Origin of the sequence: Pseudomonas sp. NFR09, assembly GCF_900111535.1 — a bacterium.
Classification (GTDB): domain Bacteria; phylum Pseudomonadota; class Gammaproteobacteria; order Pseudomonadales; family Pseudomonadaceae; genus Aquipseudomonas; species Aquipseudomonas extremorientalis.
On sequence record NZ_FOIH01000006.1, the window covers coordinates 321031 to 335490 of the forward strand.

At 59.6% G+C, this 14460-nt stretch carries 12 protein-coding genes; 7 read left to right on the top strand and 5 right to left on the bottom strand.

Annotation, left to right across the window (positions count from 1 at the left end):
* The first annotated feature begins 4 nt into the window (after positions 1-4).
* The 4 genes from BMX59_RS15965 (at position 5) to BMX59_RS15980 (ending at position 6430) form a co-directional block, all read left to right on the top strand.
* Complete coding sequence (locus BMX59_RS15965; RefSeq protein ID WP_058427944.1) at positions 5-1336, top strand: deoxyguanosinetriphosphate triphosphohydrolase; 1332 nt, start codon at positions 5-7, stop codon at positions 1334-1336.
* A gap of 171 nt (positions 1337-1507) precedes the next feature.
* Positions 1508-1909: a response regulator gene (locus tag BMX59_RS15970; RefSeq protein ID WP_093123269.1), complete on the top strand. Its 402-nt coding sequence runs from the start codon at positions 1508-1510 to the stop codon at positions 1907-1909.
* Between the two features lie 250 nt (positions 1910-2159).
* Complete coding sequence (locus BMX59_RS15975; protein ID WP_092247732.1) at positions 2160-2786, top strand: response regulator transcription factor; 627 nt, start codon at positions 2160-2162, stop codon at positions 2784-2786.
* A gap of 8 nt (positions 2787-2794) precedes the next feature.
* Complete coding sequence (locus tag BMX59_RS15980) at positions 2795-6430, top strand: transporter substrate-binding domain-containing protein (RefSeq protein WP_093123274.1); 3636 nt, start codon at positions 2795-2797, stop codon at positions 6428-6430.
* Positions 6431-6454: 24 nt separating this feature from the next.
* On the opposite strand, the gene BMX59_RS15985 is transcribed toward BMX59_RS15980, so the two are convergent.
* Together BMX59_RS15985 and BMX59_RS15990 are read right to left on the bottom strand one after the other, a co-directional pair.
* Entirely contained in the window at positions 6455-6937 is a 483-nt protein-coding gene (locus tag BMX59_RS15985) for a GAF domain-containing protein (RefSeq protein WP_093123279.1), read from the bottom strand.
* Entirely contained in the window at positions 6934-7824 is an 891-nt protein-coding gene (locus BMX59_RS15990; protein WP_071488507.1) for an ATP-binding protein, read from the bottom strand. The genes BMX59_RS15985 and BMX59_RS15990 overlap by 4 nt, the downstream gene beginning before the upstream one ends.
* Positions 7825-7987: 163 nt before the next feature.
* On the opposite strand from BMX59_RS15990, the gene BMX59_RS15995 reads away from it, so the two are divergent.
* Positions 7988-10297, top strand: a complete 2310-nt coding sequence (locus BMX59_RS15995; protein WP_071488508.1) for a hybrid sensor histidine kinase/response regulator — start codon at positions 7988-7990, stop codon at positions 10295-10297.
* Here the strand turns inward: BMX59_RS15995 and BMX59_RS16000 are convergent.
* The 3 genes from BMX59_RS16000 to msrB all read right to left on the bottom strand — a co-directional run bounded on the left by BMX59_RS16000 (position 10251) and on the right by msrB (position 11756).
* The gene (locus BMX59_RS16000; protein ID WP_093123282.1) at positions 10251-10730 is read right to left on the bottom strand and encodes a MarR family winged helix-turn-helix transcriptional regulator; all 480 of its coding nucleotides are present in this window, start codon (positions 10728-10730) and stop codon (positions 10251-10253) included. The two genes, BMX59_RS15995 and BMX59_RS16000, sit on opposite strands and share 47 nt — an antisense overlap.
* Positions 10727-11212 carry a glutathione peroxidase gene (locus BMX59_RS16005; protein ID WP_058427952.1) on the bottom strand — a complete coding sequence of 162 codons (486 nt, stop codon included), beginning with the start codon at positions 11210-11212 and terminating at the stop codon, positions 10727-10729. The genes BMX59_RS16000 and BMX59_RS16005 overlap by 4 nt, the downstream gene beginning before the upstream one ends.
* Before the next feature lie 151 nt (positions 11213-11363).
* Positions 11364-11756 (bottom strand): peptide-methionine (R)-S-oxide reductase MsrB, encoded by a 393-nt coding sequence (gene msrB / locus BMX59_RS16010; protein WP_071488511.1) that lies wholly within the window; start codon positions 11754-11756, stop codon positions 11364-11366.
* A 202-nt stretch (positions 11757-11958) separates the two neighbouring features.
* Here msrB and BMX59_RS16015 point away from each other — a divergent pair, with 202 nt between their 5' ends.
* Positions 11959-13170: a pyridoxal phosphate-dependent aminotransferase gene (locus BMX59_RS16015; RefSeq protein ID WP_093123285.1), complete on the top strand. Its 1212-nt coding sequence runs from the start codon at positions 11959-11961 to the stop codon at positions 13168-13170.
* A gap of 303 nt (positions 13171-13473) precedes the next feature.
* On the top strand, positions 13474-14361 hold the full coding sequence (gene htpX, locus BMX59_RS16020; RefSeq protein WP_058427954.1) for a protease HtpX: 888 nt from the start codon (positions 13474-13476) through the stop codon (positions 14359-14361).
* The last annotated feature ends 99 nt before the right edge of the window (positions 14362-14460 follow it).

Sequence of the window (14460 nt, forward strand, 5' to 3'; positions counted from 1 at the left end):
CGCCTTGGATTGGCCCACCCTGCTGACTCGCGAACGTCTAGGCAAACCGCTGCACAGCCCGGAAGAACTGGGCCGTAGCCCGTTCCACAAAGACCATGACCGTATTATCTTCTCTGGCGCATTTCGCCGCCTGGGCCGCAAGACCCAAGTGCACCCGGTCTCCAGCAACGACCACATTCACACCCGCCTGACCCATTCCCTGGAGGTGAGCTGCGTAGGCCGCTCCCTCGGCATGCGCGTCGGCGAAACGTTGCGCAGCGCCCTGCCCGACTGGTGCGACCCGAGCGACCTGGGCATGGTGGTGCAATCGGCCTGCCTGGCCCATGACATCGGCAACCCCCCGTTCGGGCACTCCGGCGAAGACGCCATCCGCCATTGGTTCCAGCAGGCCGCAGGCCGCGGTTGGCTGGATGACATGAGCAGCGCCGAGCGTAATGACTTCCTCAATTTCGAAGGCAACGCCCAAGGCTTCCGCGTGCTCACCCAGCTTGAATATCACCAGTTCGACGGTGGCACGCGGTTGACCTACGCCACCCTGGGCACTTACCTGAAATACCCTTGGACCGCCCGCCACGCCGACTCCCTGGGCTACAAGAAACACAAGTTCGGCTGTTACCAGAGCGAACTGCCGATCCTCGAGCAGATCGCCCACAAGCTCGGCCTGCCGCAACTCGAAGAACAGCGCTGGGCCCGGCATCCGCTGGTGTATCTGATGGAGGCAGCAGATGACATCTGCTACGCCCTGATCGACCTGGAAGACGGCCTGGAAATGGAGTTGCTGGAGTACACCGAGGTCGAGTCGCTGCTGCTGGACCTGGTAGGCGATGACCTGCCGCAGACCTATCGCCAACTCGGCGCGCAGGACTCCCGGCGGCGCAAGCTGGCGATCCTGCGGGGCAAGGCTATCGAACACCTGACCAACGCGGCCGCGCGGGCCTTTGTCGAACAACAGGATGCCTTGCTCGCCGGTACCCTGCCCGGCGACCTGGTGGAGCACATGCACGGCCCGGCCAAGCGTTGCGTGCTGGACGCCAAGGACATGGCGCGCAAGAAGATCTTCCAGGACAAGCGCAAGACATTGCATGAAATCGGCGCCTACACCACCTTGGAAATTCTGCTGAACGCCTTTTGCGGCGCAGCCCTGGAGCAGCATGGCGGGCGTACGCCGTCGTTCAAGAATCGGCGCATTCTCGACCTGCTGGGTAACAACGCGCCAAATCCCCAATGGCCTTTGCACGCCTCGTTCCTGCGCATGATCGACTTCATCGCCGGCATGACCGACAGCTATGCCACCGAAATGGCCCGGGAAATGACCGGGCGCTCCAGTCCCCAATGACGAGTACGATCAAGCCGCCTGTTATCCGAGAGGAATCGACCTACGAAGGGAACAGAGCGGCCTGATCGAATTCGCACAGGCACCTGCTGAATAATCACGCACGCTCCGGGCGACCCAGGCGAACAGTTCCTACGCGCCCTCCATCGACGCTTGACTCACCGTGTGCCCCCAATGCCCAGTTATCCGCTTCGTATCCTGCTGGTGGAGGATCATCCCTTTCAACTCCTCGCCACCCAGTGCCTGCTCAGAAGCTTCGGCTTTGCACGGGTAACCCCGGCCGAGAACGCCGAACAGGCTATCTGTTTGATGTCGCGGGCCGAGATACCCTTCGACATCATCCTGTGCGATCAATGCCTGCCCGACCTGCCGGGACTCGAGCTGATTGAAATCGCCAGTCGCCGACGCTTTACCACAACTGCCATCCTCCTGAGCGGACTGCCCGCGACAGAACTCGCGGCCCTGATCGCCCAAGCGGTGGACCGTGGCCTGCCATTGCTCGGCTATTTGTCAAAGCCGCTGAACAAAGATGAGCTGGCACGTTTGATCTGCCCATTACTCAGATCGCACATGTAGGATTTTAAACGTCAGGGCCCGAAGAAAAAGCTCTGTGCCGAGCCAGCTAATTCTATAGCGGCACCATTTAATTCATTCACCTCACAAGCGCAGGCATATCACTTCGCACAGCCTGAGCAACGTGTAGGTATTTACCTTTTTTAATGTAGGAACTTTCCTGTTTTATATCTACTCCCCCCTGAGCTCATGCTCCTGCCTCCCCTTCTGAGCTAATGTGCCCGCTTTATTTGCACTTGCACGGAATGTGATCATGAACTCAGTTTTTATTATCGATGACCACCCGGTTATACGGCTTGCCATCCGAATGTTGTTGGAACACGAAGGTTACAAAGTGGTGGGAGAAACAGACAACGGATGCGATGCCATACAAATGGTCCGCGAATGCTTGCCTGACCTCATCATCCTCGATATCAGCATCCCCAAGCTCGACGGGCTCGAGGTGCTCTGCCGGTTCAATGCCATGAACACGCAGATGAAAACCCTGATCCTGACGGCCCAATCCCCCACCTTGTTCGCCACACGCTGCATGCGCTCGGGCGCCGACGGCTACGTGTGCAAGGAAGGCGACCTGAGCGAATTGCTGAGTGCCATCCGCGCGGTGTTGTCCGGCTACAACTACTTCCCCAGCCAGGCGCTGAACAGCAGCGGTGCAGACGGCGTCGAGTCCCAGGAACTTGAACTGTTCAAGAACGTCAACGACCGCGAACTTATGGTTTTGCAACTTTTTGCACAAGGCCGCACCAACAAGGAAATTGCAAAAGGTATGTTTCTGAGCAACAAAACAGTAAGCACTTACAAAAAGAGGCTGATGCAAAAACTTCAAGCCAAATCCTTGGTAGAACTTATCGAGATGGCAAAACGAAACGCGCTAGTGTGAGAAAGCGGATGCCCAGGCGTATAAAGGACTATCTGATTATATTGAGTGCCGGTTTGTGCTTCAGCACCGCCGTGCTCGCGAACCATCAAACGGGCCCGGAACATTTCACCTTGTTGAGCCGTGCAGGCTCCGTTCAACTGGAAACAAACCTTAACAAGACCCAGCGCCAATGGCTGCAAAACAAGCGCGAACTGGTGTTGGGCACTGCGGCCCCTGACTATCCTCCATTCGACCTCACGTCCAGCGGTCGCGACTACGAAGGACTTACCGCTGATTACGCCGGCCTGTTGGCCAAGGCGCTGGCCTTGCCAGTGAAGGTACTGCGCTACCCTTCCCGTGAAGCGGCCATCCGTGCGCTCGAAATCGGGGATATCGATTTACTGGGCTCCTCCAACGGCTTCGAGGCGGCGAACCCGAATCTCACGCTGTCCGAACCCTATGCCGTCGACCAACCGGTGCTGGTCACCCGCGAAGGTGAAACCCGCAGCCTGAACGATGGCCTGGCCGGCATGCGCCTGGCCCTGGTCTACCACTACCTGCCCTTGGCGGAAGTGGAAAAGCTGTACCCCAAGGCAATCATCCGTGCCTACCCCTCTTATCAAAATGCCCTGAATGCGGTGGCGTTCGACCAGGCAGACGTCTTCCTTGGCGATACCATTTCCACCCATTACATGATCAACAAGGGTTACCTGAAGAACATCCGCATGGCCAACTTCGGTAAACACGAAGCCTACGGGTTCAGCTTCGCCATGTCCCAACATCAACGCACCCTCTTGAGTATTGTCGACGCGGTTCTGACCACCGTGCCCATGAACGAACGGGAAATGATCGCCAAGCGCTGGAGTGCCGGCAGCGACATCTTGCTGTCCGACCAGAAGCTGCAACTGACCCAACGTGAAGAGCGCTGGTTGAAAGACCATCCGGTAGTCAAGGTGGTCGTGAATGAAACCTTCGCACCACTGACCTTTTTCGATGCCGATGGCAACTTCCGCGGCATCACCGCCGACCTGCTGGAATTGGTCCGCCTGCGCACCGGGCTGCGCTTCGAGATCCAGCGCGAACGCGACGTCAACGCAATGATCGAGCAGGTGGACACCGGCAAGGCCGACATCATCGGTGCCATCGTGCCCAGCGCCGAGCGGGAGGCGCAACTGAACTTCAGCCGCCCCTACCTGGAAAACTCCTATGTCCTGCTGACACGCAAAGAACCCAATGCACCCTCGAACCTGGAGCAGATGGCCGGCAAACGCCTGGCAATCACGCCAGGCAATCCTCTGGAGGCTATTCTTCGTCGCGATTTTCCCCAGGTCCAACTGGTCAAAGCCAGCGACACCTTCAAGGCTTCGGAACTGTTGGCCCAGGGACACGTGGAAGGCGCGGTGAACTCCCTGGTAGTCGCCAACTACTTCCTGTCGTCCCAGGTGTTCCAGGACAAGCTGCAGATGAGCACGAGCATCGGCACCTTCCCGGCCACGTTTGCCCTGGCCACATCCCGTAGCGCCACCGAACTCAGCTCGATTCTCGACAAGGCCTTGTTGAGCATCGCTCCGGATGAACTGGGGGTGATCAACAGCCGCTGGCGGGGCTACACCGCCGCCTCCGACAGTTATTGGCGCAACTACCACCAACTGATAGCCCGTATCATCATCGGCACCGGGCTGCTACTGCTGATCTCCCTGGCCTGGAACGCCTACATGCGCCGTCAGATCAAGCACCGCAAGATGGCCGAGCGTGCCCTCAACGATCAGTTCGAATTCATGCGCGCGCTGGTCAATGAAACCCCGCACCCCATCTATGTGCGCGATCGTAAAGGCCTGCTGCAGACATGCAATGACAGCTACCTGCAAGTGTTCGAAGTCAAACGGGAGGACGTGATCGGCAAAAGTGCCCTGCAGATGAGCGAAGCCCTCGAGACGGACGCGGAGCAGTACCATGCCGACTACCAGCGGGTAATGGCCGAAGGTAACCCGCTGATCCTGGACCGCACCCTGCATATTCGCGGGAAGAAACTGACGATCTATCATTGGATTCTGCCCTACCGCGACTCTACCGGGGAGGTGCAGGGAATCATCGGTGGCTGGATTGACATCAGCGAGCGCCGCCAATTGTTCGATGAGATCCGCGCGGCCAAAGAGCGCGCCGACGAAGCCAATCGGGCCAAGAGCACGTTCCTCGCTACCATGAGCCATGAAATACGCACGCCGATGAACGCAGTGATCGGCATGCTGGAGCTGACCCTCAAACGCGCCGACCATGGCCACCTGGATCGCCCGGCCATCGAAGTTGCCTACAACTCGGCCAAGGATCTGCTGGAGCTGATCGGCGATATCCTGGACATCGCACGTATCGAATCCGGCCGCCTGAGCCTGGCGCCGGAACGGGTCAACCTGCGCGAGGTGATCGAGTCGGTGGTGCGTGTCTTCGACGGCCTGGCGCGCCAGAAAACCCTCAGCCTGTCCCTAGAGTTCAAGCCCGACCAGGACGACACCGAAGTCCTGATCGACCCGCTGCGCTTCAAGCAGGTGCTGTCGAACCTGATCAGCAATGCCATCAAGTTCACCGAACGTGGCCAGGTAAAAATCCGCGTCGAAGTATTGCGCACCGAACTGGCGCAACAGGTCGAGATGAAGCTGGTGGTGGAGGATACCGGGATAGGTATCAGCCGCGACGATCAGAAACGCCTGTTCGAACCCTTTGCCCAGGCCGACAATTCCGGGCAGCTCGCCAGGAGCGGCGCGGGCCTGGGGCTAGTGATCTGCCGCAGCCTGTGCGCAATGATGGGCGGAGAACTGAGCCTGAGCAGCGTGCCCATGGTGGGCACCCAGGTGCATGTCAACCTGCGAATGCCGCGACTGCTGCCGGAACAGGCAGCCGATGAACAGAAACCCGAGAAGCCCGCAACCACGCCGGTACTCAATGTGCTGGTGGTGGACGACCATCCCGCCAACCGCTTGCTGATGTGCCAGCAACTGGGCTACCTGGGCCACCAGTTCACGGCAGCCCAGAATGGCGCAGCCGGTTTCCAGGCCTGGCGCCAGGAACGCTTCGACCTGGTCATCGCCGACTGCAACATGCCTATCATGAATGGCTACGAGTTGAGTCGTTCGATCCGCGAATACGAACAGCGCGAGCAACTGCCACCGTGCGTGGTGCTTGGGTTTACCGCCAATGCACAGCCTGAAGAGAAACAACGCTGTGCTCAGGCCGGTATGAACGATTGCCTGTTCAAACCCATCAGCCTCACGACTCTGGAGCGACAACTGGCGCAGATCGCCCCTCAAACAGTGGAGTTGCACCTGGACCTTGGCAACTTCGAGGCCTTGACCGGCGGCGACCCACAGCTGAATAGGCGACTGCTGGAGGAGCTGTTGAGCAGCAGCCGGAACGATCGCCAGGCACTGACCGCACTGATAACCGCACACGCCCCGCTTCAGGAGATCATTGAGCAGGCCCACAAGATCAAGGGTGCCGCCCGTATTGTTCAGGCGGCCTCATTGGCCGGGCAGTGTGAAGCCCTCGAACAGGCGTGTGCCCGTGGCGATGACTGGACGTTAATCGAGGCGGGTGCGAAAACCCTGGAAAAGTTCATGTTGGAACTGGAAAGGTTGCTGCAAGTGCAGCTCCACAGCCTAGAGGGTCAGTAAGGGGCATTGCTGCCCCTTGCGTGATCAGCAGTCGGTCAGACGCAGGAAAATCGCTGCCAGCTGTTCAATGCCCGCCTGGTCCTGGAGCGTAAAGCGTGCAAGCGACGGGCTGTCGAGGTCAAGAACGCCAACCAGCTTGCCGTCCTTGACCAAAGGCACCACCAGCTCACTGTTCGATGCGCTGTCGCAGGCAATGTGCCCGGGAAACGCATGCACATCCTCCACCCGCTGGGTTTGCCGCGTTACGGCCGCCGCCCCGCAGACCCCGCGACCGAAGGGAATGCGCACACAGGCGATCTGGCCCTGGAACGGTCCGAGCACCAGTTCTTCATTGCGGTTGAGATAGAAGCCGGCCCAGTTCAAGTCGTCCAGCTGATTGAACAGAAACGCAGAAAACTGCGCACTGTTGGCGATGAAGTCGCGCTCATCGGCCAGCAGCGACTCCAGTTGCGCGCAGAGCATCGGATAGCCATCCAGGCCGGTGCCAGCGCTGTGTAGATTGATCATGGTTGAAGCTCCAACAATTTAAGGCCTACCCAGTAACGGGCAAATTGGTACGCGCAACGGCCGTTGCGGTTACCGCGTCCGGTCGCCCAGCGCACGGCGAGTATGTCGAGGGCTTCATCGCGCTGCCATTGCAAACCGGCCTTGCTCGCCAGCTCGCCGATCCAGTGCTCCACCACATCCAGGAAATGCTCCTGGGTAAACGGATAGAACGACAGCCACAGGCCAAAACGGTCGGACAAGGCAATTTTGTCTTCCACCGCTTCGCTGGGGTGCAACTCGCCATCCACGCGTTTCCAGTTGTCATTGTCGCTTTGGTTCTCCGGGACCAGGTGACGGCGGTTGGAAGTCGCGTACAGCAGTACGTTTTCCGGAGCCTGTTCGAGGGAGCCGTCCAGCACGCTTTTCAGCACGCGGTAATCGCCTTCGCCGGCCTCGAACGACAGGTCATCACAGAACAGGATAAAGCGCTGCGGCAACTTGATCAGTTGCTCGACCACACGCGGCAGATCAGCGAGATGATCACGCTCGATTTCGATCAGGCGCAGGCCCGCCTTGGCGTGCTGGGCCAGCAACGCGCGCACCATGGACGATTTACCCGTGCCGCGCGAACCCCACAGCAGTGCATGGTTGGCGGGCAGGCCATCGATAAATTGCTGGGTATTGCGCGCCAGTGTTTCACGTTGCTTGTCCACGCCAATCAGGTCGGACAGGCGCATGTCCAGGCTCACGTCCAGCGGCAACAGGAAACCACTGCGGCCTTCGCGCTGCCAGCGCGCCGCCAGGCACTGGTTCCAATCGATGGCCTGGCGCGGCGCGGGCAACAATGGCTCCAGGCGGGCGAGCACGGTTTCAGCCCGTTCAAGAAAGGCATTCAATCGAGAGTCCACGATTATTCCTCTGGCACGTTCTTGCAAAAGATGGCGTATTGGCAACCCTGCGGCAGACCGCACGAGGCTGCGTAAAAAACGATTCATGCCGGGTAAGCCAGAGCTTGTGGATGTTCAGCTATGCTTGCCGGGCGAAGGGAAACGTGAAGTGGTTCAACACTCGATGGATATCAAGTTCGCCCACCGCTTGTCTTATAAACAAGCCAGATTGACTGTGCTGGTCGGTTTCGTCTTGGGAACCTTGCTCAGCCTGATCCAGATCGGTATTGATTATGCCAGCGAAGACGCATCCATCAACCGTGAAATTCGCTCGCTGATCGAAATCAGCCACAACCCCGCGTCACGCATCGCCTACAACATCGACGCCGAACTGGCCCAGGAACTGACCCTGGGCCTTTTGCACTCCCCCGCCATCGTTCACGCCCAGTTGATCGACAACAACGGCGTGGTGCTGGCCGATGTCGACCGACCGCGCAAAGAAAGCACCTACCGCCCTATCAGCGACTTCCTGTTCGGTGCCAACCGTCAGTTTGAGGATCGGCTGTTCCTCAGCCACATGCCCAACGAATCCCTTGGCGTGCTGCGCCTGGATGTGGATACCTACGCCTTTGGCAGCCGCTTTCTGCGCCGTGCCGAGATCACGCTACTCAACGGCTTCGCCCGCAGCCTGTTGCTGACCGGCATCCTGCTGGGCTTGTTCTACGTGATGTTGACCCAGCCTCTGGTGCGCATTATCCGCGAGCTGAGCAATCGCCGGCAGGCCCGCCTGGACTGCCCACCGGGCCACGAGCACGACGAAATCGGCGTGCTCGTGAACGTCGCCAACCAGCAGTTCGAAAACATGGAGACAGAGATCCAGCAACGCCGTCACGCTGAAGATCGGCTGACCGAATACCTGGGGCAACTGGAAGATATCGTCTCTGCCCGCACCCTGGAGCTCAAGGCCAGCAACCAGCGACTGAGCCAGTCCAACGACGAACTGGAAGCCGCAAAGATGCATGCACTGGGCATGGCCCAGGCGCGGGCGGCCTTCCTGGCCAACATGAGCCATGAGATTCGCACCCCGCTCAATGGCCTGCTGGGGATGATCGCGCTGTCGCTGGACAGCCCACTCAACGCCGAGCAACGCCAGCAACTGTCCATTGCCCATGACTCTGGCAAAGTGCTGGTGGAGCTGCTCAACGATATCCTCGACCTCTCCAAGTTCGACGCCGGCCAGTTGGAGCTGGAGCGCATCCCGTTCGATTTGGGCTCACTGGTGGAAGACACCGCCAACCTGTTGTCGCAGAACGCGGCGCCGAGCGTCGAACTGACCTGCCTGATCGACCCGCAGTTTCCCGCCCAGGTCTTGGGCGACCCGACCCGCGTGCGGCAAATCGTCAGTAACCTGCTGTCCAACGCCTTGAAATTCACCCGCTTCGGCCGTGTGGATGTTCGCCTCAGCGCGCAGGAGGGCCGGGTACGCATCGAGGTGTGTGATACCGGCATCGGCATTGCGCAGGAAGCTCAGGTGAAGATCTTCCAACCCTTCACCCAGGCCGGCGCCGGCATCACCCGCCAGTTTGGCGGCACGGGCCTGGGCCTGGCGTTGACGCACAACCTGTGTGAAGCGATGCAGGGCCGCTTGAGCATCAGCTCGGAGGTGGGCTTCGGCAGCCAGTTCTGCGCCGACCTGCCATTGCCGACCCATTTGCCTGCGGTGCAACCGACACCGCTCAAGGGGGAAGTCATCGCCATTACCAGTGCCGGCAGTGGCCTCACAGAGCTGCTCACCACCCTGCTGCCCCACTGGGGGCTGACACCGCACTGCTACACGCAAGACGATGACTTGAGCGGACAAGCCCCGGACCTGCTGATCACCGACTGCCCCGAATGCCTGTTCCGCCTGCGCCCCGCCATTAGCGCGCCGATCCTGCTGGTGACCGCCTATGGCAATTTCATGCCCAGCGAAGAAGTCGCGGCACTGGCGCCGTTGCAGCAACAGGCGCGCCCATTGAGCCGCAACGCGCTGTATCAGATCCTGCAACGCAACCTGCGCAGCGAAGCGCAACTGATCCTCGACCCGATCCAGATGGACGCCGCGCCCCTGATGCACCGGGCGCGCATCCTGCTGGTGGAGGACAACCCGGTCAACCAACTGGTGGCCAAGGGCATGCTCAGCAAACTGGGGTGTGAGGTGATCGTGGCCGCCCACGGTGGCGAAGCACTCAGGTTTCTTGAGGAACAACCCTTCGACATGGTGCTGATGGACTGCAATATGCCAGTGATGGATGGTTACGAGGCCAGCCGACAGATCCGTCGCAGCGGGCGCTGGCCGGACCTGCCGATTGTCGCACTGACCGCCAACGCCCTGTCGGAAGAACGCGAGCGTTGCCGGGCTGCAGGCATGAATGACTACCTGGCCAAGCCATTTCGCCGCGAGGAGCTCAGCGGCTTGCTGGATCTATGGGTGCCGAAGGCGACAAGTCTTTGATCTGCCGGAGCAACTGGTCCAGGCCATCGCGCAACATGTCGGCCTGGTTCAGGTCGATGCCGCTGTCGCACAGCAGCCGGGTTTTCAGGCCATGGGCCTGGTCGCGCAATTGCACACCGCTTTCGCTCAGGCTCAGGTGCACTTCGCGCTCATCCCTGGCGCTGCGTTGACGCCTGACCCAGCCGAGCTGCTCGAGGCGCTTGAGCAGCGGCGTGAGCGTGCCAGAGTCGAGCATCAGGCGCTCCCCCAAGGCCTTGACCGTGGGTAGCGCCGGCGTCGTGGCATGCCACTCCCATAGCACCAGCATCACCAGGTACTGCGGGTAGGTCAGGCCCAGTTGATCGAGCATCGGCTTGTAGGCTCGGGTCACCGCCCGGGAAGCTGCGTAGAGCTTGAAACACAGTTGATGGTCGAGCGCCAGGGAGACAGTCATTTGAGCAGGGCTTCGATCTCTTGGGTGAGGTCCTGGGGCTTGGTGGTCGGGGCAAAACGCTTCACCACCTGGCCGTCACGACCGATCAGGAACTTGGTGAAGTTCCACTTGATCCCCTTGGAACCCAGCAGACCCGGTGCCTGCTTTTTCAGCTGTACGAACAAAGGGTGGGCGTCGCTGCCATTCACGTCGATCTTTTTGAACAGCGGGAAGCTGACACCAAAATTCAGCTCGCAGAATTCGGAAATCGCGCCTTCGTTACCGGGCTCTTGCTTGCCGAACTGGTTGCAAGGAAAACCCAATACCACCAAACCCTGGTCCTTGTACTGCTGCCAGAGTTGCTCCAGGCCTTTGTACTGCGGGGTGAAGCCGCACTTGCTGGCGGTGTTGACCACGAGGATGGCCTTGCCGGCGAAATCGGCCAAGGTCTTTTGCTCACCCTTGATGGTGGTGCAAGGAATACTCAGCAGGTTATTGCTCATGGCAGTGCCTCGGATAGCGGGGAAAGAAGGAAAAAGATAGTCGCCAATTAAATTGCGTGCAATTTAATTGGCGAAATTGATACCTCGCTATTACCCCTCCCTTGCAGGAGCCCGTCTTGCCGGGCTCCTGCAGGGTGCAGCGCGGTTCAATTCAACGCGGAACGAGGTCCAGGCACACCGAGTTGATGCAGTAACGCAAGCCGGTCGGCGGCGGGCCGTCCGGGAACACATGCCCCAGGTGCGCATCGCATTTGGCGCAGGTGACTTCGGTGCGGATCATGCCGTGGCTGACGTCGCGGATCTCGATCATCGCGCTCTCGGCAATCGGCTCGTAGAAGCTAGGCCAGCCACAGCCCGCATCGAACTTGGTGCTGGAATCGAACAGCGGTTCGTTGCAGCAAATGCAGTGGTACACGCCATCCGTGGTGGTGGCGTTGTACTTGCCGGAGAACGGGCGCTCAGTGCCCTTCAGTCGACAGACCTGATATTGCGCGGGGTCGAGCATCTCCCGCCATTCCTCCAGCGTTTTATCCAACTTTTCCATCGGTACACCTCGGCAACTGAAAAAGCCTGATCTGTGTCTTTTCCATGGATCAGGCGGCACGTATGATTGCGCCTCTTCAAAACGCCAGTCTGGCACCCGCGCTACCGGCATTCAAACGTATTTATGGGTGCGGCCTTCGCAGGATTCACAGTACGGTAGTGCCCACACCGTCTGGATCGTTCATTTTCAGGATCACATCGCCATGCAGGTCAGCAAATCGAACAAGCTCGCCAACGTCTGCTACGACATTCGCGGCCCAGTGCTCAAGCACGCCAAACGCCTGGAAGAGGAAGGCCATCGCATCCTCAAGCTGAACATTGGCAACCCGGCGCCCTTTGGTTTCGAAGCGCCGGAGGAAATCCTCCAGGACGTGATCCGCAACCTGCCCACTGCCCAGGGCTACAGCGACTCCAAAGGCCTGTTCAGTGCGCGCAAGGCCGTGATGCAGTACTACCAGCAGAAGCAGGTCGAAGGTGTCGGCATCGAAGACATCTACCTGGGCAATGGCGTGTCCGAGCTGATCGTGATGTCCATGCAGGCCCTGCTCAACAATGGCGACGAAGTACTGGTACCGGCGCCGGACTACCCATTGTGGACCGCCGCCGTGACCCTGGCCGGTGGCCACCCGGTGCACTACCTGTGTGACGAAGGCGCCGACTGGTTCCCGGACCTGGCCGACATCAAGGCCAAGATCACCCCGAACACCAAGGCCCTGGTGATCATCAACCCGAACAACCCGACCGGCGCCGTGTATTCCAAGGAAGTGCTGCTGGGCATGCTCGAACTGGCACGCCAGCACAACCTGGTGGTGTTCTCCGACGAGATCTACGACAAGATCCTCTACGATGACGCCGTGCACGTGTGCACCGCCTCGCTGGCGCCAGACCTGCTGTGCCTGACCTTCAACGGCCTGTCCAAGTCTTACCGCGTGGCGGGTTTCCGTTCCGGCTGGATCGCCATCTCCGGTCCCAAGCACAACGCCCAGAGTTATATCGAAGGCATCGACATGCTGGCCAACATGCGCCTGTGTGCCAACGTGCCGAGCCAGCACGCCATCCAGACCGCCCTGGGCGGCTACCAGAGCATCAATGATCTGGTATTGCCCCAAGGCCGCCTGCTGGAGCAGCGCAACCGTACCTGGGAGCTGCTCAATGCAATCCCGGGCGTCAGCTGCGTGAAACCCATGGGGGCGTTGTACGCATTCCCGCGGATCGACCCAAAGGTATGCCCGATCCTCAACGACGAAAAGTTCGTGCTCGACCTGTTGCTGTCGGAAAAACTGCTGGTGGTGCAAGGCACCGCGTTCAACTGGCCGTGGCCGGATCACTTCCGTGTGGTGACGTTGCCGCGCGTGGATGACCTGGACATGGCCATCGGTCGTATCGGCAACTTCCTCAAGTCCTATCGCCAGTAAGGGAAACGGCGCCGTACGACCGACAATCGGTCGTACGGCGAGTATCTGGCAACACTTCTCTTCCTCTCCCCTGCCCTGCCACTTCACCGACGTCGCAAAAACCACTCGCCCCCTAAATCAAAGGGCTTCAAGGCAACGATGAACCGATCAAACGACCTTTTCCGCATCGGAAATTCCCTTCAAACCTCTACATTCCTGCTGTAGGACACAGTTTGAAATAGTCGCTCGGTTGAATCACCCTATGCGGCACCTTATATACCCCGCAGTACGCGACATATTAAGCATGAGGAGAACTCTACAACCATGATGCGCATCCTGCTGTTCTTGGCCACTAACCTTGCGGTCGTGCTGATTGCCAGCATCACCTTGAGCCTTTTCGGCTTCAACGGGTTCATGGCGGCCAACGGGGTTGACCTGAACCTCAATCAGCTGCTGGTTTTCTGTGCGGTCTTTGGTTTCGCCGGCTCGCTGTTCTCGCTGTTCATCTCCAAGTGGATGGCGAAGATGAGCACCAGCACCCAGGTCATCACCCAGCCACGTACCCGGCATGAGCAATGGTTGCTGCAGACCGTCGAGGAGTTGTCCCGCGAGGCCGGCATCAAGATGCCTGAAGTCGGGATCTTCCCGGCCTATGAAGCCAACGCCTTTGCCACCGGCTGGAACAAGAACGACGCACTCGTTGCAGTCAGCCAGGGCATGCTGGAACGCTTCTCCTACGACGAAGTGAAAGCCGTGCTGGCCCACGAAATCGGCCACGTAGCCAATGGCGACATGGTCACCCTGGCGCTGGTCCAGGGTGTGGTGAACACCTTCGTGATGTTCTTCGCGCGGATCATCGGCAACTTTGTCGACAAGGTGATCTTCAAGAACGAAGGCGGCCGCGGCATTGCCTACTTCGTGGCGACCATCTTTGCCGAGCTGGTGCTGGGTTTCCTGGCCAGCGCAATCACCATGTGGTTTTCGCGCAAACGGGAGTTCCGTGCAGACGAAGCCGGTGCACGCCTGGCCGGCACAGGGGCAATGATCGCAGCGCTGCAACACCTGCGTTCCGAACAAGGCCTGCCGGTGCATATGCCGGACAGCCTGACCGCCTTCGGCATCAACGGCGGTATCAAGCAAGGCATGGCTCGCCTGTTCATGAGCCACCCGCCGCTGGAAGAGCGGATCGACGCGTTGCGTCGTCGGGGCTGACAGGCAACACAAAAAAGGGCGATCTGATCGCCCTTTTTTGCAGGTCTGAAGGCCTCATCGGGGGCAAGCCCCCTCCCACAATTAAAGGTTTTCACAGAT

What these genes read in the sequence shown, in the direction of transcription:
- BMX59_RS15970 (WP_093123269.1), top strand. Translation starts at nt 1,508, where the DNA reads ATGCCCAGTTATCCGCTTCGTATCCTGCTGGTGGAGGATCATCCCTTT.
- BMX59_RS15975 (WP_092247732.1), top strand. Translation starts at nt 2,160, where the DNA reads ATGAACTCAGTTTTTATTATCGATGACCACCCGGTTATACGGCTTGCC.
- BMX59_RS15980 (WP_093123274.1), top strand. Translation starts at nt 2,795, where the DNA reads ATGCCCAGGCGTATAAAGGACTATCTGATTATATTGAGTGCCGGTTTG.
- BMX59_RS15985 (WP_093123279.1), bottom strand. Translation starts at nt 6,937, where the DNA reads ATGATCAATCTACACAGCGCTGGCACCGGCCTGGATGGCTATCCGATG.
- BMX59_RS15995 (WP_071488508.1), top strand. Translation starts at nt 7,988, where the DNA reads ATGGATATCAAGTTCGCCCACCGCTTGTCTTATAAACAAGCCAGATTG.
- BMX59_RS16000 (WP_093123282.1), bottom strand. Translation starts at nt 10,730, where the DNA reads ATGACTGTCTCCCTGGCGCTCGACCATCAACTGTGTTTCAAGCTCTAC.
- BMX59_RS16005 (WP_058427952.1), bottom strand. Translation starts at nt 11,212, where the DNA reads ATGAGCAATAACCTGCTGAGTATTCCTTGCACCACCATCAAGGGTGAG.
- msrB (WP_071488511.1), bottom strand. Translation starts at nt 11,756, where the DNA reads ATGGAAAAGTTGGATAAAACGCTGGAGGAATGGCGGGAGATGCTCGAC.
- BMX59_RS16015 (WP_093123285.1), top strand. Translation starts at nt 11,959, where the DNA reads ATGCAGGTCAGCAAATCGAACAAGCTCGCCAACGTCTGCTACGACATT.
- htpX (WP_058427954.1), top strand. Translation starts at nt 13,474, where the DNA reads ATGATGCGCATCCTGCTGTTCTTGGCCACTAACCTTGCGGTCGTGCTG.